Source organism: Protofrankia symbiont of Coriaria myrtifolia (assembly GCF_900634755.1).
GTDB classification, from domain to species: Bacteria; Actinomycetota; Actinomycetes; order Frankiales; family Frankiaceae; genus Protofrankia; species Protofrankia coriariae.
Window position 1 is genome coordinate 3,252 of the sequence record NZ_CAAAFS010000089.1, and the last position, 21,555, is coordinate 24,806.

The window sequence follows — 21,555 nt, forward strand, 5'->3', positions numbered from 1 at the left end:
GGCCGGCCGGAGGGACACAAGCTACAGGAGGTCCGCCGGTGACCGACCTCACCTCCGCTGCCGCGGTCTCGGAGAAGCCCGCCGCTCCACCGTCGCGGCCGACAGCACCGTCCCCACCGGCCCGCCGGCTCACCCCGCCGCGCTGGCGGGACTCCCGTCTGCTGGTGGGCGTCCTGCTGGTGCTGGTGTCGGTCGTGGTGGGTGCCCGCCTGTTCGCGACCGCCGACCGCAGCCAGAACTGGGTGGTGGCGGCCGCGGACCTCCCGGCCGGGCATGTCGTGGTCGCCGCCGACCTCACCACGGCCTCGGCCCACCTGCGCTCGACGACCGCGGCCCGTTACTTCCCGGGTGAGCGCCGTTCGGAGCTGGTGGGGGCGACGCTCGCCCGCCCGGTATCGGCCGGGGAACTGTTCAGTGGCGCCGACTTCGTACTCGACGACGTACGCCCGACCCGGCTGGTCTCGATCGTCGTCAAGGACGGCAGAGCCCCCGCGCTCACCCCGGGCGATCATGTGGACATCTTCGTTCTGCAACGGTCGGGCCCCGCGGGCGTCGGCGCCACCGGCACGGGTGTGGGCGCGCCGGGCGCGGCACAGGCCACCGGGCAGGTGCCGGTGGCGCAGAGCGGCAGCGCCGGCACGGAGGTGCTGGTGCTGCACGATGTCGAGTTCATCGCGCGGACGACGTTGGCGGCGGGCTCGTACGCGCTGACGCTACGGGTGCCGGTGGAGCTCGCCATCAACGCGGTGGCGGCGTCCCAGAGCGAGCGGGTGGACGTCGTCAAGCTTGAGCGTGGTTCCCGGGGCGAGGTCGGCGGGCCCGGCCCGAGCGCTGTGCCGGGGTTCGGGCAGTGAGCCTGCCGATCCTGACCGCGGTGACCAACTCGGTCGTCGAGTCCGGGCTCGTCATGGCGTTCGACCGCCGTGATCTCGGGGTGACGGTGGTCCGCCGGTGTGTCGACCTGCCCGACCTGCTCGCGGCGGCGACCACGGGCGCGGCGCGGGCCGCGCTGCTGTCGGCGGACCTGCGCCGCCTGGACCGGGACGCGCTGACCCGGCTGGCCGTGGCCGGGGTCGCGGCGGTCGGCCTGATCACCCCTGGGGACGAGGACGGCGAGCGTCGGCTGCGCCAGCTCGGCGTCGCGGCGGTGATCACGACCGACGCGACGGCCGAGATCGTGGCGTCGGCGGTGGTGGAAGCGGTCCGGGCGTTCGCCGGCACCGACCATGTCGCTGGCCTGCTGCCCGCCGCGTACAGCAGGCCGGCGCCCGGTTTCGCCACGTTGACGCCGGTGGCCGACGGACCGGCGCCCGACGCTCTTTCCGAGCTCGGTGACGGCCGGGTGATCGCGGTGTGGGGTCCGACCGGTGCCCCGGGCCGCACCACCGTGGCCCTGGGGCTGGCGGCCGAACTCGCCGCTATGGGCATGCCGACGCTGCTCGTCGACGCCGACGTCTACGGCGGGGCGATCGGGCAGTTGGTGGGGCTGCTGGAGGAGGCACCTGGCCTGGCCGCTGCCGCCCGGGCGGCCAACCAGGGGGTGCTCGACGTTCCCCGGCTGGCGCTGCTGTGCCGGGATCTGGGTGGGGGGCTGCGTATCCTGCCGGGGATCGCCCGTCCGTCGCGCTGGCCGGAGCTGCGCCCGGCCTCGGTGGAGGTCGTGCTCGCCATGGCGCGGCGGCTGGCGAGCTTCGTCGTCGTCGACTGCGGTTTCTGCCTGGAGATGGACGAGGAGCTGTCGTTCGACACGTCCGCGCCGCGGCGCAACGGCGCGACCCAGGTGGTGCTCGCGGCGGCCGACACCATCCTGGCTGTGGCGTCCGCGGAGCCGGTCGGGCTGGTGCGCTTCGTGCGCGGGCTGGCGGATCTGCGCGAGGCCGTGCCCGGCGCGGATCCGTGGGTCGTGGTGAACCGGTTGCGCGCCTCGGCGATCGGGAAGGATGCCCGCCGGGAGGTCGCCAGGGCGCTGGTGCGCCATGTCGGTATGGAGCCGGTGGCCGTGGTACCGCTCGACGTCGCGGCGATGGACAGCGCCCAGGCCGCCGGCCAGCTGCTGCGGGACGTCGCCGCGCAGTCGCCGGCCAGGCTGGCGATTAGCGAGCTGGCCGCGCGGGTGGCGGGGCGTTCGGTGCGTGGCCGCCGCCGACGCCCGCCCGTTCGCCGTTGACGATCTGCGTGTGCGGGCCGTGCCGGCTCGACGAGCCGATCACACTCAGCCGGACGGAGTGACGATCCGCGTCCGCGGGCCGCGCCGGGCCTCGACCCGCGGGCGGGGAGAACGGCTGCCCTGACGACCTGCGCGTGCGGGCCGCGCCGGAGCGTGTTCGACGGATGTTCGACGCGCGGGCGGCGCCCAGACGACCAACATGCGTCAGACCTGCCTTGGGCCGCGTGTGGGCTGTGGTGGATTGTGGGCGATATGTAGTGAACCGCGCGTGCTGGCGGTGTGGGCGGCCGGGGCCGGTCGCGCCGACGAGGCCGTGCGGACCGCTGCCCGAAAGCCCTCGTACGGGTTCGGCCGTCTTGCGATCTTGTATGGCTTGTCCCGTTGATTTTATACGAAGAGTAACCGATGTAGGTGACCTTCTCCTGCCGGGAATGCCGTTTTTACAAGGAAATCTTCCTCTAACCAGCCAGCGGAACGGTTACGGACTGCGGTTCCGGGGCAGCCTGTCTGAGTGACTGATCGTAGAGAAAAGATAGCGGTTAGCAATCATCATGCTGTTCGGAGTGTGGCGCTGGTGCCGCTCAGGTGGATTTCGCTTCCAGCGAAGGGAGTGATCTTACGGGAAGTAACCATTGTGACGATCATCTTACTAAATGCATTAATCAAATGTAGCTATCCTTTTCGGTAACGTTCAGTTAGTGTGAGCACCTGCGTCACCGCAGTGGTGGGAGCGATAAATGATCACCAAGTGCTCTGTTGAGGTGGACGGGGGGTGTATCGGATGAGTCGGGAGTATGCGAAGGCCGTGGGAGCTCGTCTCCGGGCCATACGGATCCAGCAGGGGCTGTCCCTGCAAGGTGTGGAGCAGAAGTCACGCGGACGCTGGAAGACCGCGGCGGTTGGCTCCTACGAACGTGGCGACCGGATGATCAGTGTCCATCAGCTCTCGGAACTCGCCGCGTTCTACGGTGTTCCGGTCTCGGCGCTGCTGCCGGAGGAGGAGGCGCTACCTCCTCGCGAGCACCGGCATCGCACCGTCCTCAACCTGAAGAAACTCGCTGAGGCACCACCGGACTCGTCCGGGCTGGTACGCCGGTGGGTGGCGCAGATACAGCGCCAGCGAGACGACTACGCCGGGCAGGTCCTCTCCATCCGGGATGGCGACCTGAGGGCGTTGGCCCTTCTGCACGACACCACTCCGCAGGAGTTCTCCGAACGGCTGCGGGGGTGGGGCGTACTGGAGACGAATTACGGCGAGGAGGAGGTTTCCGAGTAGGACGTTGCCGCGCCGGCCGCCCTGGCCCCATCCTCTGGGGCGACGTCAAATCCCTTGGGGCGACGTCAATTGTCCTTTGAACGGTGTCGGTTCCTGGGCAGCGCCGGTCCCTGGCGGTGCCGCATGGTGGGAAGGCGCGGTAGCCAGCCACGAGAACGTGCACGGCGGACCAGATGGTGTGCACCGCTGCCGCCGGCATGATCCCTTCGCTGGCGGTGGGGGCGTGTACCGGGGGTTGTGGACGCACAGCAGGAGGTGGCTGATGGCTGGCAGAGGGGTTCCCCGCCGCGGGTTGGTACTGGGCGCCGGAGGCGTACTCGGGTCGGCGTGGATGATCGGTGCCCTGAGTGCCTATGAGGAAGCGACTGGCGTCGATGTCCGCGACATGGACATGACCGTCGGCACCTCGGCCGGATCGGTGCTGTCGGCTCTGATCGGCCTTGGTACCAGTGTCGAGACAATGGTCAACTCCGAATACGGCGAGCCGTTGTTCGGTGACCCGATTCTCGACTACACCCGGCTCGGCTCGGCTCTTCCGCCGCGGCCACGGATGCGCATCGGTTCGCGTCGGCTGCTTGCCACCTCGGCGCTGCACCCACGGCGGGTGACCCCGCTGGTGGCCCTGGTCTCCCTGCTCCCGCAGGGCCGGGGGACGCTGGCCGCCGTCGGCGACCTGGTGTCCTCCGTGGGCTCCAACGTGACCACGTGGCCGACCCCCACGCCGTTGTGGATCATCGCGATGGACTACGACACCGGGACACGGGTCGTGTTCGGCTCGCCGGACGCGCCACAGGCATCGATCGCCGAGGCCGTGACGGCGTCGTGCGCGATCCCGTCGTGGTACGCGCCCGTCGTCATCGACGGGCGATCTTATGTTGACGGTGGGACACGGTCGCCAACATCGGTGGACCTGCTCGTCGACGCCGATCTCGACGAGGTCCTGGTACTCGCTCCCGCCTGCTCGTTAGTTTTCGACCAGCCCCGGGGGGCACTGGCCCGGCTCGAGCGTCAGATGCGGCGGCTGGCGACCAGAGTGCTGATCCGGGAGACCGAGCTGCTGCGGGCCACCGGAACGAAGGTCACGGTGATCTGTCCGGGTCCGGAGGACCTGGAGATCATCGGCGGTAACGTCATGGACCTCAACCGCCGGCAGGAGGTTTTTCAGACCTCGCTGCGGACGAGCGCGGCAGCGCTGGCGGAGGCCGGCATCGGGACGCCGTCCACGGCCGCACCCACAGCGTCCGTGCCCACGGCCTCGCCCGGCGCCGACGACCACCTGGCAGCCGCCGGCTGACGACCCGCCCGGCAGGCATCCGCCCGGGACACCGATGCGCGGTGATCGCGCGGACCCGCTACCGTCGCGATCCCGCCGTGCCCCGCGCACGCCCGGCTCCGCTGGGCCCAGCGCGCGGGGCCTCGAGCGCCGCGCGGCACACTGGCATCATGCGTGTCTACCTGCCGTCGACGCTGTCGGCCGCCCGGCGCGTCCTCGCGGACCGGGCGGTTCCGGCGGGACTCGGCTTCGCGGTCACCCCGGCCGTCCGGGAGTGGTATGCCCGCTCCGACGCCGAGGAGATGGAGTACGCGCTTCTCCTCGACGCGGCCCGCGCGAGCCTGCGGCTGCTCGACGCCGACCCGGGCGCGCCCCGGCGGCGGGTGGTCCTCGCCGTGGACGTGGACGATTCCGACCTGCGGATCCGCAACGACCTCGACCGGGGTGTCGTCGAGATCCGCGGCCCGGTGCCGCTGGCAGCCGTCGCCGCCGTCCACGTGGACGACGTCGACGCCGAGGCCGCTGTCGCCGCCGCGGCGGACTCGATCGTGGCGGCCGACCTCGGCAGCGATGACGCGGCGTTCGTGGTGGACGCCGCCGACGGCTACGAGCTGCTCTGGTATGCCACCCAGGAGTTGGCGGACCTCGTCTGACACCCGTCGGCGGCTCGACCACGGCCTGATCACGGCCTGATCACGGCCTGACGGAGAACCGACAGAGAACCGACAACGGCGGACGGCGGCCGCCGGCGGCGCGAACATGTTCTTGCGCGTCGCGGACGGCCACGGGCCGCCTGGTCTGGGAGCGTTCCAGGAGGGGCGTCGCGGGCCGGGCGGCCCACTCCTCGAGCGTCCCGGCGCGGTGTTTCCAACGCTCGGTTTCCAGCGTTTCGGAGGGTGGGGTTGGGATGGATGCCGTCGCTGTTGTCCCGGAACCGGTCAACGAGCGGGTCCGCGCCTATGCCCCGGGCAGCCCGCAGCGCGCCGGCCTGCGGGCGGCGCTGGAGCGGCTGGCGGGGGAGCGCGCCGAACTGCCGCTGGTGATCGACGGGAAGGCCCGTCCGGGTGCGGGCGAGCCGTTCGAGGTGATCGCCCCGCACCGGCACGGGCTGGTGCTGGGCGCGGGCCGGGCGGCGGCGCCCGGGGACGTCGCCGACGCGGTGGACGCGGCGCTGGCCGCGGCGCCCGGCTGGCGGGCGCTGTCCCAGGACGACCGGGCCGCGGTGTTCCTGCGGGCGGCCGACCTGCTGGCCGGGCGCTGGCGGGACACCCTCAACGCCGCGACCATGCTTGGGCAGAGCAAGAACTGCTACCAGGCGGAGATCGACGCGGCCTGCGAGCTGATCGACTTCTGGCGTTTCAACGCCGCCGCCGCCCGCGAGATCGTCGCCGGGCAGCCGCTCTCGGCGCCCGGCACGTGGAACCGCATGGACTACCGTCCCCTGGAGGGGTTCGTCCTCGCGGTGACACCGTTCAACTTCACCTCGATCGCGGCGAACCTGCCGACCGCTCCGGCGATCATGGGCAACACGGTGGTCTGGAAGCCGAGCCCCACCCAGCAGCTCGCCGCCCAGCACACCATGTCGCTGCTGGCGGCGGCGGGCCTCCCACCAGGAGTGATCAACATGGTCACCGGGGACGGCGCGGCCGTCTCGGCGGTGGCGCTGCGTCACCGGGAGCTCGCCGGGGTGCACTTCACCGGGTCGACGGCCACCTTCCGGACGATGTGGCGGACGGTTGCCGAGGGGATCGACGGCTACCGGGACTACCCGCGGCTGGTCGGCGAGACCGGCGGGAAGAACTTCGTCGTCGCCCATCCCAGCGCCGATCCGGACGCGCTCGTCGTCGGGCTGGTCCGGGGCGCCTTCGAATACCAGGGGCAGAAGTGTTCGGCGGCGTCCCGCGCCTACCTGCCCGCCTCGCTGTGGCGCTCGGGTCTGCGCGACCAACTGGTCGCGCAGACCGCGGCGCTGACCTACGGTGACGTGTCCGATCTGAACCTCTTCGGCGGGGCGGTGATCGACCGGCGGGCCTTCGACCGGCTGTCGGCCCTGCTCGCGCGGCTGCGCGCGGACCCGGACGTGTCGGTGCTCGTCGGTGGCGGCGCCGACGACCGGATCGGATTCTTCGTGGAACCGACGGTCGTCGTGTGCGCCGATCCCACGCACGAGGTGTTCACGTCCGAGTACTTCGGGCCGGTACTCGCCGTGCATATCTACGACGATGCTCCGGGACGGTCCGGTTCGGAGGCTTTTACCACGGCATTGCGGGATGTCACGGACTTCTCGCCCTACGGGCTGACCGGCGCGGTTTTCGGCCGGGATCGCCGCGCGCTCGCCACGGCCACCGAGGTGCTGCGGTACAGCGCCGGAAACTTCTACATCAACGACAAACCGACCGGCGCGGTGGTGGGCCAGCAGCCGTTCGGGGGGTCGCGGGCAAGCGGCACCAATGACAAGGCCGGCTCCGCGCTGAATCTGCTGCGGTGGGTCTCCCCGCGGGCACTGAAGGAGACGTTCGACCCACCGCGACAGGTCGCCTACCCACACATGGGATGAGCTCCCCGCCAAGGTCCCTGACCGGCCTCTGACCCGGGCCGACGCACCACGGCAGTCCGGGTGCCGCGCGTCGACCCGGGTGACATGCTATCCGGCTTCGACCCGGTTCCGGTGGCATCGTGCTGTTTGGCTATTGACAGCGCTGTTTGGCAGTTGACAGCGCTGTTGGGCAGTTGACAGGGCCGTTCCGGCCGTGGCGGACACTCGGACCACACTGTCACCCGTTGGTCGTCCGGTTGGAACTGGACGTTCGGAACATGGCTGTGAAATGGTTCGATACAGGATCGCTCCGGCGGATGTTCCGGGCCGGACCGTCGGTGAACGCACCCGGCGTGGTCGGGTGCGTGGACAGCCACCGTGTGCGTATTGGTTTGCCGCCACCCGGAAAGATCGCGATCGTGCCTCGCGATACTTTTGTGATGGATTCAGGGTGTGCCCGGCGCACCCACGGAGGACTTTCGTGGCCATGATGGGAACCCCGGATGATGCCGGAGGCTGCCACCCGTATCGGTGTGGATCTCCGCGGCGCGCACCGCGGGAAGGAGGCTGACCACCCGTGCTCTACCTTGCCGGCCAGATTCTGGTGCTCATGGCGGCGGCGCTGGCTGTTGGTGCACTGCTGACCTGGGTGTTCCTCCTCGGCCCCGTACATCGCCGGGTCGAGGAGATACGGCGCGCCACCACCGCCCCGGCCGCCCCCGGCACCGGGCCGCTGCCCGTCGTAGCGCTGCCGGCTGACACGCCCGCCCCGGCTGGTACGCCCGATGCGCGGCCCACCGGTCCGCCCGGGCCGCCGGCGGCGGCCGGCGACGATGCCCTCCGGACTCGTCCCGCGTCCCGCCTACGAGACGACGGCCTGGATGACGACGGCCCGGACACCGCCACCGGGGCCGAGCCGTCGGCCGGCGGCGCCGAGGCCGGTTCCGTTCCGCTCGCGCATCCGGGCACACGGTCATCGGGCCAGCCGGACGACCATCAGCAGGACGAGTGGCTGCTGGAGAAGGCGGCGCTCACGGCCCGGCTGACCGCCGCCGAGCGGCAGGCGGTCGAGTCCGAACAGCGGGTCACCGCCGCCGAGCGGCAGGCCGCTATCGCCGGCCGCCGGGTACAGCTGCTCGAGGATGCCCTCGCCGAGGCCGAGGAGCCAGGCGTGCCCGACGGTGCCGCGGCGTCGAACGCCGAGGAGGTGCAGGCACTCGCGGCCGAGGCCGCGCAGCTGCGCAGGCAGCTCGCCGAGGCCGAGGAGCGCTCCGCGAAGTTCTCCTCCCGGCTGGCGATGGCACGTACCGAGGCCGAGGACGCCCAGCGCCAGGTCGTGACCCTGACGACCAGACTTGATCGCCACCAGGCCGAGTGGGCCGCCGAGAAGGTCCGGCTGCTCGCCCAGATGGGTGGCCGTGAGCAGCCCCCGGCCGCATCCGAACACCCACGCACCGCCCACGTCGAATTGGATCTTCCGGATCCCGGCCACACCGGCTCCGCCCCCAGGGCTGCCGGGCTGCCGGACGTGCCGGTTGCCCGTGAGCCGGCTGCACCTGAGCCGACTGCCGGTGGGGGTGCCGTGGCGGCAAGCCACCCGGACACCGGTGTTGTCGGCGGGCGGACCGCTTGCGCGGAGAAGGACCGCGGCGACGCCGATCCCCGTGACGTCTGGGATGCCCGCGAGGCCCGCGAAGGCCAGCCCTCCGCACTTCCCGATGGCCGTGGTCCCAGCGGCCGGCGAAGCCGCGATCATGTTTTTTTCGCGCTGCCGGCGGAGGAGGAGCCCGAGTTCCTCGAGGAGGATCCGGCTGTTGCCGCGGCGGTGCCGGTGCTCACCGCCCGTCCCGTCCCAGGCGCCCAGCCGGACCGTCGTTCCCCAGTTGCGGCGCACGCGGGCACGGCACCTGTGGGCTCAGCACCCGGGGCCTCAGCGCCTGCCAGCTCGGTGCCACCGGGCGTGTCGCCCGCTTCGGATGGTTCCCCCACCGCCTCCTCGGGTGCTTCTCCCGCCGCGTTGCCGGGTTCGGTGGCGCTGGCCGGGCTGACGTCCTTCTCCGGCTCTGCCGGCTCCGGTGGCTCCGGTGACTCGGGTGGCTCCGCTCCCCTCCCGCCGCCCGCCGCGATGCAGGGTGCCCGTCAGGACAACCTCAAGGAGATCGTCGGGATCGGCCCGGTCGTCGAGGCAAGGCTGCACGCGCTCGGTATCGTCAGCTTCCGTCAGCTCGCCGATCTCAACGAGGACGGGGTCAGCTGGCTCGGCAGCGTCCTGGAGGGTTTCGGCGACCGGATCGTCTCGGACGACTGGGTAGGCCAGGCCAGCTCCCTCCACGAACGCCACCACCGCGGCCTGGTACAGGTAACGGCCCAGGCAGCACAGCCACCAGCCGCGGCTACCCGGGCCGGGCATGATCCGGACGAGTTTGTCGTCATGTACGGCTTCCGGCCTCGTCGGCGTGCGCAACGACAAGCTCGCTCCGGTCTTCGTCAGCAGGCCTCCAGACAGGCATGGGCCACAGGCGTGGGCTGGCAGCGGAGCAGGCCCGATCGGAGCATCCGGCCATCCGGCCATCCGGTCGTCCAGTGGTACGGGCCGATCAGGATGTTGCTGTCCGTTATTGGATGCCCGACCGCCGCCGGGGTACGGCGGGGATGTCCACGGGCTGTCCGTGGCATCGTGCGAAGCTGCCCCGGACGCGGCGGGCGGCCGATTCCGGCACGCTCGCGCCGCCGCTGGCAGGCGGCGACGCCGATCGGCCGGGCATGTTGGTCATGAATATGGCTACGAGCCGGTTCCGGGCGCCGGTCGCCGATTTTTCTGATCAGTATCAGAATTGATATAGAATAAGTTCTGGCAGTTCTGGCAATCCGTTCTCGTGGACGCCGCCCAGACCGGGGCCGAACGGCACCGTGGGTGTCGCTCCGCGGGCCGGAGAATGATCCGGTTTCTTTCAGGGTGCGCAGGCTCGCATGTCAGCCGGTATCGACCGCGTATGCGGCACGGTGGCGGCCCGTTCGTGACGGTTCCGGCATCCGGCCGCGCGGCCAGCGAACCAGCATATTTCTCACCGGTTACAACCGCGTCCCGTGAACGTCGGACGGGGCGCGGTCGCCGAGGTATTCACGGATGTGGGGCGGCGCTGGTGCCAGTTCTGCCGCGGAATGATTTCCAGGACTGTCCGGCCGACCGGTGGAGCATCCTCTCCGGTCCGCAACCGCCCGGCTGGCGGGGGCTGTTCCGGGTGTTTTCCCGACCGGTCGACGGCTGACCGGCCGTTTTCCCGCGCGATGGCAGACCAGCCAAGTAGTGGATGCGGAGAGTAACAGCCGTTCGGCTGGGCATGTGATCGTTTTCTGCTGTCGCTGGGCTGCCCATGGCCCGATGTGGGTGGGCCGCAACGGCCATGCGAATATTGTCGCCAGGCGCACACATCCTAGCTGAAGGTGGTGCGATCTTGTTATCGCACCGCAGGAGGCCAGGAGGGGAACAGCTGAAGGTGGTGCGATCTTGTTATCGCACCGCCGGGGGTCGGGAGGGAAACGGCTGAAGGCAGTACGATCTTGATTTTCGTACGGCTGGCGGCCGGGGCACGGTGTCAACCGCCTGATTAGGCGTGATCTTCTTTCTACGTTTCGTAGTATTTGTCCGGGTGGCGGCGCTCCGAACGCATAACCAGGGGGGATCGGTCTTCCGTGGCGGTACGTGGTGACTGGATGGACGCCACCTCACTCATCGAGGGTGAAGTGCGCGAACTCGTCCGGCGCCATTCCCTCGACCCGGTTGAGGAACCCACCCGCATACGCCAGCTCGTCGAGGACGTCCTCAGCGAATACGAGGAACGCGCGCTCACCAGCGATCTGCCGCCGATTGTCGACCGCGCCACCACCGCCCGGCTCGTCCACGACGCGGTCGCCGGATTCGGGGCGTTGCAGCGCCACCTCGACGACCCGTCCGTGGAAGAAATCTGGATCAACGAGCCCGGCCGGGTGTTCATCGCCCGCAACGGGCGCAGCGAGCTGACCACGACGATCCTGACCGCCGACGGCGTCGCTGACCTCGTCGAACGGATGCTGAAGAGCTCCGGGCGACGGGTGGACCTCTCCACTCCCTTCGTGGACGCCATGCTGCCGGACGGCTCGCGTCTGCACGTGGTCATCCCCGACGTCACCCGGGCCCACTGGTCGGTCAACATCCGCAAGTTCGTCCTGTCCGCGGCCAGCCTGGACGAGATGGTCGCCCTGTCCACGATCACCGCGCCGGCCGCGGCCTTTCTGGAGGCCGCCGTCGCGTCCGGGCTGAACATCATCGTCGCCGGTGGGACGCAGGCCGGGAAGACGACGATGCTCAACTGCCTGGGCTCGGCGATCCCCGGGCGGGAGCGGGTCATCTCCTGCGAGGAGGTCTTCGAGCTCAAGCTGCGGGCGCCGGACTGGGTCGCGATGCAGACCCGCCAGGCCAACCTGGAGGGCACCGGGGAGATCCGGCTGCGACGGCTGGTCAAGGAGGCGCTGCGGATGCGCCCGGACCGGATCATCGTCGGCGAGGTCCGGCAGGAGGAAGCCCTCGACCTGCTCATCGCGCTCAACTCGGGCCTGCCCGGCATGTGCAGCCTGCATGCGAACTCGGCCCGCGAGGCGGTCACCAAACTGTGCACCCTGCCGCTGCTTGCCGGGGAGAACGTCAGCCACGCCTTCGTGGTGCCGACGGTTGCCGCGAGCGTCGATCTTGTCGTCCACCTGTCCAAGGACGCCCATGGGCGCCGACGCGTCACCGAGATCGTCGCGCTGCCCGGGCGTACCGAAGGGGACGTCATCGAGATCGCCCAGATCTACCGGACGCGCGGCAACACCCTGGTGCGCGCCGAGGGCTACCCTCCGCACGCCGAACGGTTCGCCCAAGCCGGCTACGACCTGCCCGGGCTGCTCGCCGCGTCCGACCATGATCGTGACTATGGCCACAGCCACAGCCACGTCGAGCGGGCCGCGCTGCCCGAGCGGGCCTCGCTGGGCGAACGGCCCTGGCTCGAGATCCGAGGGGGAGAGGGCTGATGGGTATCTTCCTCGGCCTGCTCTTCGGGCTCGGCCTGTTCCTCATCGTCACCAGCGGCCGCCCTCGCGTCCGGCGTGATCCCGGCACCGCCAAATGGCGGGTGCGGAGCAAGGAGCTTCTCGCGCAGGCGGGCATCCCGGGGGTCAGCCCCGACCAGTTCCTCATGATCAGTACTGGGGTCGGGCTGGTGGTCGGCCTGCTCGTCCTCGCCTTCACCGCCACCTGGTCGCTGGCCGGGGCGTTCTTCGTGTTCGCCGCCCTGCTGCCGCGGGCGTTGGTGGTACGGCGCCGGCGCACCCGCATGCACGACCTGCGCGAACTGTGGCCGGACGTGGTGGACAACCTGGCCAGCGCCGTACGGGCGGGGATGTCCCTGCCGGAGGGGCTCGCGTCGGTGGGGGTGCGCGGCCCGGTCCCGCTGCGTCCCGCGTTCACCCGCTTCGGTGAGGACTACCGGGCGACCGGCTCCTTCTCGGCGAGCCTGGATCGGCTCGCCGACGACCTTGCCGACCCGATCGCCGACCGGATCATCGAGTCGCTGCGGATGGCGCGGGAGGTCGGCGGCACCGACCTCGGCCGGCTGCTGCGGACGCTGTCGACCTTCCTGCGGGAGGACGCGCGCACCCGCGCCGAACTGGAGACCCGGCAGAGCTGGACGGTCAACGCAGCCAGGCTTGCGCTCGGGGCACCGTGGGTCGTCCTGCTGATGCTGGCGACCCGCGGGGAGACGGTGCGCGCCTACGACAGCCCGACCGGCGTTGTCGTGCTCGTGACCGGCGGCGGTGTGTCGGTGCTGGCATACATGATCATGAAATGGATCGGACGGCTGCCCGAGGAAGGCCGGGTGCTACGCCCATGAGAACCCAGCAGGGAGCGGGCGAACGCTCCGCAGCCGGCGGCTGCCGCCCTCGCGAGCGCCGTCCCGACACGAGACGCCGTCCCGACGAGCGCCCGACGGGTTCGCAGCCGATGAGCGTTTTCCCGGGTCCGCGTTCTGCCGGTGTCACCCCGGTGAGCCCGGGTTTCGCAGGCATCCCCGTTGGGAGCCCGCGGTGAGCCCGGCGGCGACCGGCGCCCTGATCGGCCTGCTCACCGGGCTCGGGCTGCTCATCATCATCCGGCGCTCGCCGGTCGTCCGGCGGATTCGGCTCGCCGACCGGATGGATCCCTACCTGCGCGACGCCCCGGCGCAGTCCCGGCTGCTCGCCGACCGTCCGCGAACCACGATGTCGTCCCGTAGCGGTCTGGAGGAGCTGCTACGGCCTTTCGTGCGGGACGCGGCCGGGCGGCTCGACCGCTTCCTCGGTGGGCGCGCCGCCCTGCTCCGGCGCCTGACCCAGGCAGGCGGGCGAACCTCTGTCGAGGAGTTCCGGGTCCAGCAGGTGATCTGTTCCGCGGCCGGCGCGCTTGTCGGCGCGTTCCTGCTGCTCGTGCGGGCGCTCACCGGCGTCGGACCGCCGTCGATCGTCGGTGTTGCCATGGTCGTCGCCGGGGTCGCGGGCGGGATCGTCGCCCGCGACTGGTGGCTGACACGCGCGATCCGGGAACGCGAGGAACGGATACTGATCGAGTTCCCGACCGTGGCCGAACTGCTCGCGCTCGCGGTGACCGCGGGGGAGAGCCCGGTCGGCGCGCTGGAACGGGTCAGCCGGCTCTCCCACGGGGAACTCGGCCGTGAGCTGCGGTTGGCTCTCGCGGACGCCCGTGCCGGGGCCACCCTCGTCCAGGCCCTCGAGGGCATGGCCACCCGGACGACGGTGCCGTCGCTGGCCCGGTTCGTCGACGGCATGGCCGTGGCCATCGAACGCGGCACGCCCCTGGCGGAGGTGCTGCGGGCACAGGCGGTCGACGTCCGGGAGGCGGGCAAACGCCAGTTGCTGGAGGCCGGTGGCCGTAAGGAGATCGCGATGATGGTGCCGGTGGTGTTCTTCGTCCTGCCGACCACCGTGATCTTCGCTTTCTACCCGGCGTTGGTCAGCCTTTCCTTCAACGCCCAGTGATGACGGCCGGTGATTTCCTGGAAATTTTCTCACTGTCCGACGACCAGGTGAGTATCCGAAGAGCCCGAAGGACCCGAAGAGTCCGGAAGAATGCGAAGGAGCTGTTGGCCGTGCGTGTGTTCGCGATGTTCGTGAGCCGCTGGGTGCTGGAGCGGGAGAGCCTCTCCCGGGCCGGGGGAGACCTGCTCGTGGCGGCGGCCGGGCAGGCCGGCCGCCGCCGCCGGGACCGCCGGGACCGCGGGGACGTGCCCGGCTGGGTCATGGTCACCGTCATGACGGCAGCCCTGGTCGTCGCCCTGATGGCGGTCGCCGTGCCCCAGTTGCGGGATGTCTTCACCAATGCGATCGACTCCGTGGTCGGCAACGGCTGACCGCGCCGGGTTCCGCGCGGCGGTGCGCGGCCAACGGTCACGGCCAACGCAGACAGCCATCCCGTCCGGGCGTCTCACCTGGAGGCGCGCAATCGCCGCCGTGGTCCCGGTCCCGGAACGCCTGTTTCTGACGTGGGGCTGCCTGCTCCCAGCCCGAGAGCGTCTGTCCTCGGCGCGAGACCATCAGCCTGTTCCGGCACGCCCGGAACCAGACGGGTGCAAGCCCACTCTGCCTTCGACACCGCTTCCGACAAAGGTGTCGCCTCCGGCACGGGATCATCCGCCTGTTCCGGCCTGCCCGGAATCGGATGGGCGCGGGCGCACCGGATTCCCGGCGTGGTTGCGCGCCTGGGGGTCAGCGCCGCGACCGGCGTCCGAACGCGGTTCGGCGGTCGTCGAGTTCGTGCTGGTCGGGACGTTGCTGCTCTTCCTGTTCCTCGGGGTCGTCCAGGTCGGTGTGGTGCTGCACATCCGCAACACCCTGGCCGCGGACGCGGCCGAGGGCGCCCGGCACGCGGCGAACCTGAACATGTCCGAGGCCTCCGGCGGCCCCTATGCGGAGCAGCTGATCGCGTCGTCCATCCCTGGCCGGGCCGATACCACCTGCACCAGTGCCGCCACGACCGGCGAGTCCGGTGTGCCCCTGGTCGAGGTGCGCTGCCAGGTCGCCGTCCCGCTGACGGTCCTGCCAGGAGGCGCGAAGACAACGCTCACGGTCGTCGGCCACGCGGTCAAGGAGACCCCTTGAACATGCCCCTACGGCTTCGGTCCCGCTCGAGCCCCGAGTGTGACCGGACGCGGACGCGGGAGCAGGTGTCAGACCCAGGTCGGCGACGCTGGCTGCGCCCGCACCGCGCGTGGCATCCGCACCGCGCGTGGCATCTACATCGTGAATGGTGCCGATGCTGTGAGCGGGGCCAGCAGGGCGGGCAGCGCCGGCGGCGTCCGCGCGACGACAGCGGCACCGCTCTGATCGAGTTCGTCGGCCTGTCGGTCCTGCTGCTCATCCCGTTTGTCTATTTCTTCCTCAGCGTGTTCGTCGTCCAGCGGGCCGCGTTCGCGGTGACCCAGGCGGCCCGGGCCGCCGGCCGGGCGTACGCCACCGCCGACAGTGAGGCGCAGGCCGTCACCCGTGCCCGGGTCGCCGCCGAGACGGCCTTCGCCGACCAGGGCCTCGACGGCGCGCCCGAACTGCGTTTCGCGCCCGAGGGAGCCGACTGCGGCGCCGGCAACCCCGGCGACGGCGCCGCGTCGCTGGCCCCCGGCTCCCGCTTCGCCGTGTGCGTCCGCTCTGCCGTCGCTCTGCCCGGAACAGCCCGGTTGTTCACCGGCCTCGCCGACATCACCGACATCACCGTCAACGGAAAATTCATAGTCGTAGTGGACGCCTACCGCCGAGACCGCACACAAACGCCTGCGACGTAAGGATCCCGCCCACTCGCTGGATTACACGGGATCACGCGCTCTTATGGCGTCACACGGACTTTCTGGCATTTTCTGCCCGCCGGATCTTTCCAGCGCGCAGCGTGGCGGCTGGCCGCCTCGATGTGGCAGGGGTCGCCGCGCGCCCATGCGTGTGGCTGCGACTGGTCGGTGGCAGTAGGGTTTTCCTTGATCGACTAGTTCGTGCGATCCAGGCGTGCGTGGGATGTCGATCATCGAGGCGTGGTATATCGGCGAGATCGTGTCCAGGGCGGAGCATGTTCATAAGCGGACCGTGTCTCCGGGTGTGTGGATCATCGTGAAATCCGCCGGTCTGTGGGCGCCGCCCGTTATGAGCGGCGGTTTGCCGGGCTGTGCTGTCTCGGAGGCGTCTCCTGTTCGTGCGTCGGCTGTGTGGCCAGCCGGTTATGGTGCTGACGCGACGGTGGATGGCGCGGCGACGGAGGGCATGATCATACTGGACCTGTCGGGGTGTTCTCCCGTATACCGATTTTCCGCATACACGTTGCGTTGTGGAGCTGGACAGGGTGATCGGTACGTCCATTTCGGTGCGGCGGAGGGCCGCGGTTGCCCACATCCGTGCGTCTACTGCCGGCGGTGACGCGTGAACATCCCCACGCTGACGACGGGGCGGTTGGTACTTCGGCCGATCTGCCGAGATGATCTTGATGCGTCCACTGCCATCTGGGCTGATGCCGAGTTCGGGCGGTATGTCGGGACCCATGATCGGCACAGTATGTGGCACAACCTGGCGGCGAACATCGGTGCGTGGGAGCTGGAGGGGGCCGGCTCGTGGTCGGTGGTGGAACGGGCCACCGGCGTGCTGGTGGGCCGGGCGGGGCTGTGGTACGAGCCGGAATGGCCCGGGATCGAGCTGGTGTGGTTCATCGGCCGGCCCTGGTGGGGGCGCGGATACGCGCCTGAGGCGGCACGCGCGTCCGGCACCTGGGCGTTCGCGAACCACGACGTGAACCGGCTTGTGGCCATCCCCCACCGGGACAACCAGCAGTCCATTCGCGTCGCCGAGAAACTGGGCATGACGTTCGAGCGTTATGAAACACTGCATGAGACCGACAGCGCCATCTACGCGATCACCCGGGCCGAGTGGGAAGCCCGTACCCGTACCGGTGACTGATCGCTGGGAGGTTTTTTCGGGACCCTCTGGCCAGGATTGATGACGGTACTCCGACCTGCGGCGATCTTATGATTCTGATAATCGAAAAAGGAGTTCCGAACAAACCGCTGTGCTGTCCCGGGAATGCGGGTGGCAGGGCGGATTCTGATCCTGTGGGGCACCACGACCAGGTCCGGGTCTGTCAGGAGACGATCAGGTTGCTGTCGCCGAACTCGGTCGACGCGGCTCTGAGCGGGATGTTCTCCGCAGGCTCGGCCCGGGCCGCGTCGGTCGGCGAGCAGCGTGGTCGGTGCGCTCGTGGCTGGTGAACGCGCGGACGCGGGGCGGTTCGCGAAGCGTTTCGAGGATGCCGCCGGGCGGTCCGGGTTCGAGCTGGACGCCGCGCAGGTGCGGGTCGTTGGCCGGCTCGCCCAGCTCGGCGCCGAGGTGTCGCGGTGGCGGAGCCCGTTCGGCCGGCAGCCGCGCGGAGTCTACCTCTGGGGTCCGGTCGGCCGGGGCAAGAGCTGGCTGATGAACGTGTTCTACGAGACCGTGCCGACGGACAAGAAACACCGGGTACATTTCCACGACTTCTTCCACCAGTTCCACGCGGCCTTTTCCCGGCACCGGCAGAAACGCCGGGCGGTGGACTTCGCGGTCGAGGAGCTCCTCGCCGACTGCCGTCTGCTGTGTTTCGACGAGTTTCACGTCCACGACGCCGGCGACGCCATGTTGATCAGCCGGCTGTTCACGTCGCTGTTCGAGAAGCAGATCACTCTGCTGGCCACGTCCAACTATCCGCCGGGTGGTCTGCTGCCGAATCCGATCTATCATCATCTCTTCGTTCCGATGATTGAGAAAATTGAGCGAACGATGGACGTGGTCGAGCTTGCCGGTCCACGGGACTATCGCGGCCGGTCCTGGTCGGGCGAGCCCCGATCACGGTTCGAGACCGGTGTCTACGTGTGGCCTGGCACGGATGCCCAGCTCCGTGACGCCGGCCTGACGGCCCCGGCCGAGGCGGAAATCATCGCGCTCGACGTGGGCAACTGGCGGATCCGGGCCCTGGCGGCCCGTGACGACCTCGTCTGGTTCGATTTCTTCGACGTGTGCGGCACAGCCAGATCCGCAACGGACTATCTGGCTCTCACCGGCCGCTTCACAACCTGGGTGATTGCCGAGCTGCCCCGTCTCGCGGAGGTCGGCCAGGAAGCCCGGCAGCGATTCGCCAATGTCGTCGACATTCTCTGTGACAGGGACGCGCGGCTGTTCCTCGTCGCGGCCGCACCGCTGGCGGATGTGCTCCGCGGTGACGACCTGCCGCCCGACATCGGACGGATCGCCAGCCGACTCTCCCTGCTATCCATGATTTTGCCGAGGGAAGCGCCGGGCCGGCCATGAAAGAAGACCGGCCGGCATGTGGCGACTCGGGCGACCCTGGCGGCTGTCCAAGCCGAACTGTAGGTGGAAAACGTTGTTGCGATAACGGTTTCTACCTACAGGTGGGGAAGCTGTAGGTGGAAACCGTCATCGCAACAACCGTTTTCACCTACGGTTCCGCTGCGAGGGCAGGAGCCGGCCGATGAACGCCCACCGTGGGAGCTGACAGCTGACAGCTGACAGCTGACAGCGGGCGGCCAGCGGACGGTGGGCCGGCGGACGTGGTGAGGCCCTGAAGGGACCACCTTGACCGCTTCGGGAGGCTGGGGGCCTACGCTCACCTGTGAGCTGTGTGCGGCGGACCGGACGCGGACAATCGCGGACGTCGCGGGCCCCGATGGCAGCCCGCGGCCCCGGCGGCGCCCGGATACTGACCGAGGGGGATGCGGATGCGCGCTGACCTGCTTGGACGTTCCATGCGCCGGGGGTCGGAAGTCCGTCATAGCCGGGACGAGGGGTCGATTCTGGTTCTTACGCTCGGCTATGTTCTTGCCGCGTTGATGTTGGCGATCGTGGTGACCGACGTGTCCGCGGTGTACCTGGCCAGGCGTTCGCTCGCTTCCGCCGCGGACGGTGCGGCGCTCGCCGCGGCCCAGAGCATCGACGAGACAGCGATCTACACCGCGACGGGGAATCTTCAGCGGCTGCCGTTGGCGGAGGTGGCCGCGACCGTCGCGCAGTACCAGAGCGACGCCGACCCGTCCGGGCGTATGGCGTTGACCGCGCAACTGGTGGATCCGGCGACAGTCCGGGTGACCGGTACCCGCACGGTGACCCTGCCGGTGGTGGCGATCCTGGGGATCGGTCCGCTGACCATCACGGCGAGCGCGGACGCCCAGTCACTCGTCCGCCCACCCGCCCCCTGAAACATCGGCCGACGAGCAGGCGTGGGATCTGGTCTGTCCGGATGTGATCTGGGACAGGAGTTTCATGTGTTCAGGACCTGGAAGGTGGTGACGGCCCGCCTGCCCGTCTGGACGTCCCGTATCGCGACCGTCCACGTACCGAGAGGATCGCCGGTTTCGTAGCTCCAGCGGCCGGTTTTCCGTCCGTTACGGTCCGCCCGGCCGAGCGGGTTGTACGCGCCTGGTTTGGCGATGTTCCGGTCGACGCCGTCCGGGCCGGTGACGAGGGTTTCCACGATGCCTGACGGGCTTGCGCCCGAGGTCAGGAACAACACCGGCTGGCGCAGGGTGCAGGCGGACACCACGCAGTCACGGTCGACACGTACCTGTAGGGAATGGGACGCAGCCGGCACCTGGCCGACGACGGCAGGCCGGCTGCCACGGTCGCTGCCGGAGCCGATGACGCCCGCGGCCCACAGCCCGCCGCCGGCGGCCATACCGCAGGTGAGGACGACAGCGGCCGCGGCCCTCGTGCGGCGCCGACGACGGCGCACGGGGTCGGCCACGGCGTCCCTGTGCTCAGGAGCCTTCCGCTCGTCCCCCCGCTGTTCGTCGTCCTTCCAGCTGGGGGCTTTCCACATCGGAGGATCGGAGAGCAGGAGATCGGGAGATATCGGCGGGCCCGGGGGCGGCAGGGCCCGCACCCGCTCCGCCACGTCCGCGGCGGACGGTCGGCGTTCCGGATCCCGCTCCAGGCAGGCTCTGACGAGTTCCGCCCACGGCGTCGGGATCGCCGGGGCCAGGTGGAGATCCACCAGACCGGCTCCGTAGGCGCGTACCGTTTCGGCCCTGGCGGACGCCGTCGCCCCGGGGAAAGGATGGACACCGTCGGTGAGGACCTGGTGGGCGATCACGCCGAAGGCCCAGATGTCCTGGCTGGTCCGCACCGGGGTGCCGGACGGCGCGAGCCGCTCGTTCCACCATTCCGGCGGCACGTGCTCCCATGATCCGACGCGTGGTGGGGCGTACGCGTGTGTCCCGTCGAGTTCGCTGCTCAGGCCGAAGTCGGCGATACGGGCGTCACCGTCGGTATCGATGAGTATGTTGCCCGGTTTGAGATCCGCGTGCACCCAGCCGGACCCGTGGATGTTGCGCAGGGCTTCCGCGACCCCCAGCAGGATTCCGCGTGGCTCCGCCCGGCGGACGACGTGGGTCGATTCACGGGCCGCGTCGTCCGGGCTGTCGGTGCCGTCGGCGTCCGTGTCGGCGGTGGCCTCGGCTGCTGCGCCTGTTGTGTCCGCCGCGCTCGCTGTGCTGCCCGGTGCCGGCCTCCTGGCCGCGGTCGACCAGCGGTCGGCCAGCGATCCCGCCGCCCGCTCCATGACCAGGCAGACCGCGCCGTCCAGGTGTGGATCATTCGAGCGCAAGGTGATGATCTCGAAGGTGTGAACGATGTTGGGATGGTTGGCGCGGCTGCTGAAACGGACCTCCCGGTCGACGATCGCGGCGAGCATGCCGCGGCGACCTGGCGTGAGCGCCGACGCGGGGAGGAACTTGATGGCCACGTCGTCATCGCGGGCGGTACCGACCGCCCCGTTCGCACCGGTCGTGCCGGCCGCACCGTTCGTGTCTGTCGTACCGGACGCGTCGCCAGCCGCGTCACCGGCCGGGCCGGCCTGGGCAGTCGGCTGCTCCAGCGGCCGTTCCCGCCGCGCGTCTCCTTCGTCGACCCGTCGGGCCGCGTAGACCGAGCCCCAGTTGCCGGTGGCAAGCGGGCCTGTCACCACCCATCGGCCCACCCGCAGGCCCGTGGGCACGTCCACTGCCCAGCCCGTTCCCGGTGGGGAGATGTGACGTGCCGGGACCAGACCGTCAGCCATCCGAACATCCGTCCGGTTGTCCGAATGATCATCCATCTGGGTGTCCATCCGGACGGGCAGCCCGGTGGCTCTGCTCACAGCAGCGCACCGACGGCGGGACGATCGCCTGTCACCCGATCGACACGCCTGCGCGGCGGCAGCAGCGCGAGATGTTCCGGGC

The 21,555-nt window shown here is 70.1% G+C and carries 17 protein-coding genes; 16 read left to right on the plus strand and 1 reads right to left on the minus strand.

Annotated features, from left to right (window positions below):
- Nucleotides 1-38: 38 nt before the first annotated feature.
- The 16 genes from CM1CMNOD_RS05095 (at nt 39) to CM1CMNOD_RS05170 (ending at nt 19,536) form a co-directional block, all read left to right on the plus strand.
- Nucleotides 39-854: an SAF domain-containing protein gene (locus tag CM1CMNOD_RS05095; protein ID WP_013872591.1), complete on the plus strand. Its 816-nt coding sequence runs from the start codon at nt 39-41 to the stop codon at nt 852-854.
- Entirely contained in the window at nt 851-2,167 is a 1,317-nt protein-coding gene (locus tag CM1CMNOD_RS05100) for an AAA family ATPase (protein WP_013872592.1), read from the plus strand. The genes CM1CMNOD_RS05095 and CM1CMNOD_RS05100 overlap by 4 nt, the downstream gene beginning before the upstream one ends.
- Nucleotides 2,168-2,948: 781 nt before the next feature.
- Nucleotides 2,949-3,443: a transcriptional regulator gene (locus CM1CMNOD_RS05105; protein WP_013872593.1), complete on the plus strand. Its 495-nt coding sequence runs from the start codon at nt 2,949-2,951 to the stop codon at nt 3,441-3,443.
- Nucleotides 3,444-3,705: 262 nt separating this feature from the next.
- Nucleotides 3,706-4,737: a patatin-like phospholipase family protein gene (locus CM1CMNOD_RS05110; RefSeq protein ID WP_013872594.1), complete on the plus strand. Its 1,032-nt coding sequence runs from the start codon at nt 3,706-3,708 to the stop codon at nt 4,735-4,737.
- A 149-nt stretch (nt 4,738-4,886) separates the two neighbouring features.
- Nucleotides 4,887-5,369: a DUF6912 family protein gene (locus tag CM1CMNOD_RS05115; protein WP_043604998.1), complete on the plus strand. Its 483-nt coding sequence runs from the start codon at nt 4,887-4,889 to the stop codon at nt 5,367-5,369.
- A 254-nt stretch (nt 5,370-5,623) separates the two neighbouring features.
- The gene (pruA, locus tag CM1CMNOD_RS05120) at nt 5,624-7,273 is read left to right on the plus strand and encodes an L-glutamate gamma-semialdehyde dehydrogenase (RefSeq protein ID WP_013872596.1); all 1,650 of its coding nucleotides are present in this window, start codon (nt 5,624-5,626) and stop codon (nt 7,271-7,273) included.
- A gap of 556 nt (nt 7,274-7,829) precedes the next feature.
- Complete coding sequence (locus tag CM1CMNOD_RS05125) at nt 7,830-10,028, plus strand: hypothetical protein (RefSeq protein WP_013872597.1); 2,199 nt, start codon at nt 7,830-7,832, stop codon at nt 10,026-10,028.
- A gap of 938 nt (nt 10,029-10,966) precedes the next feature.
- Entirely contained in the window at nt 10,967-12,301 is a 1,335-nt protein-coding gene (locus CM1CMNOD_RS05130; protein ID WP_050803705.1) for a CpaF family protein, read from the plus strand.
- A complete protein-coding gene (locus tag CM1CMNOD_RS05135) occupies nt 12,301-13,161 on the plus strand; it encodes a type II secretion system F family protein (protein WP_013872599.1) in 861 nt (286 codons plus the stop codon). The genes CM1CMNOD_RS05130 and CM1CMNOD_RS05135 overlap by 1 nt, the downstream gene beginning before the upstream one ends.
- A gap of 193 nt (nt 13,162-13,354) precedes the next feature.
- Complete coding sequence (locus CM1CMNOD_RS05140; protein ID WP_013872600.1) at nt 13,355-14,302, plus strand: type II secretion system F family protein; 948 nt, start codon at nt 13,355-13,357, stop codon at nt 14,300-14,302.
- A gap of 104 nt (nt 14,303-14,406) precedes the next feature.
- The gene (locus CM1CMNOD_RS05145; protein WP_431307072.1) at nt 14,407-14,673 is read left to right on the plus strand and encodes a hypothetical protein; all 267 of its coding nucleotides are present in this window, start codon (nt 14,407-14,409) and stop codon (nt 14,671-14,673) included.
- Nucleotides 14,674-15,013: 340 nt separating this feature from the next.
- A complete protein-coding gene (locus CM1CMNOD_RS22805; RefSeq protein ID WP_237703001.1) occupies nt 15,014-15,421 on the plus strand; it encodes a TadE/TadG family type IV pilus assembly protein in 408 nt (135 codons plus the stop codon).
- 65 nt (nt 15,422-15,486) lie between these two features.
- Nucleotides 15,487-16,098 (plus strand): hypothetical protein, encoded by a 612-nt coding sequence (locus CM1CMNOD_RS05155; RefSeq protein ID WP_347176451.1) that lies wholly within the window; start codon nt 15,487-15,489, stop codon nt 16,096-16,098.
- A 622-nt stretch (nt 16,099-16,720) separates the two neighbouring features.
- Nucleotides 16,721-17,251: a GNAT family N-acetyltransferase gene (locus CM1CMNOD_RS05160; RefSeq protein ID WP_013872604.1), complete on the plus strand. Its 531-nt coding sequence runs from the start codon at nt 16,721-16,723 to the stop codon at nt 17,249-17,251.
- Nucleotides 17,252-17,548: 297 nt separating this feature from the next.
- On the plus strand, nt 17,549-18,631 hold the full coding sequence (zapE, locus tag CM1CMNOD_RS05165) for a cell division protein ZapE (protein ID WP_043603043.1): 1,083 nt from the start codon (nt 17,549-17,551) through the stop codon (nt 18,629-18,631).
- A 428-nt stretch (nt 18,632-19,059) separates the two neighbouring features.
- Complete coding sequence (locus CM1CMNOD_RS05170) at nt 19,060-19,536, plus strand: pilus assembly protein TadG-related protein (RefSeq protein ID WP_013872606.1); 477 nt, start codon at nt 19,060-19,062, stop codon at nt 19,534-19,536.
- A gap of 62 nt (nt 19,537-19,598) precedes the next feature.
- On the opposite strand, the gene CM1CMNOD_RS05175 is transcribed toward CM1CMNOD_RS05170, so the two are convergent.
- The gene (locus tag CM1CMNOD_RS05175) at nt 19,599-21,395 is read right to left on the minus strand and encodes a protein kinase domain-containing protein (protein ID WP_131773863.1); all 1,797 of its coding nucleotides are present in this window, start codon (nt 21,393-21,395) and stop codon (nt 19,599-19,601) included.
- Nucleotides 21,396-21,555 lie beyond the last annotated feature (160 nt).

What these genes read in the sequence shown, in the direction of transcription:
- CM1CMNOD_RS05175 (WP_131773863.1), bottom strand. Translation starts at nt 21,395, where the DNA reads ATGGCTGACGGTCTGGTCCCGGCACGTCACATCTCCCCACCGGGAACG.
- CM1CMNOD_RS05105 (WP_013872593.1), top strand. Translation starts at nt 2,949, where the DNA reads ATGAGTCGGGAGTATGCGAAGGCCGTGGGAGCTCGTCTCCGGGCCATA.
- CM1CMNOD_RS05170 (WP_013872606.1), top strand. Translation starts at nt 19,060, where the DNA reads ATGCGCGCTGACCTGCTTGGACGTTCCATGCGCCGGGGGTCGGAAGTC.
- CM1CMNOD_RS05135 (WP_013872599.1), top strand. Translation starts at nt 12,301, where the DNA reads ATGGGTATCTTCCTCGGCCTGCTCTTCGGGCTCGGCCTGTTCCTCATC.
- CM1CMNOD_RS05130 (WP_050803705.1), top strand. Translation starts at nt 10,967, where the DNA reads ATGGACGCCACCTCACTCATCGAGGGTGAAGTGCGCGAACTCGTCCGG.
- CM1CMNOD_RS05110 (WP_013872594.1), top strand. Translation starts at nt 3,706, where the DNA reads ATGGCTGGCAGAGGGGTTCCCCGCCGCGGGTTGGTACTGGGCGCCGGA.
- CM1CMNOD_RS05115 (WP_043604998.1), top strand. Translation starts at nt 4,887, where the DNA reads ATGCGTGTCTACCTGCCGTCGACGCTGTCGGCCGCCCGGCGCGTCCTC.
- pruA (WP_013872596.1), top strand. Translation starts at nt 5,624, where the DNA reads ATGGATGCCGTCGCTGTTGTCCCGGAACCGGTCAACGAGCGGGTCCGC.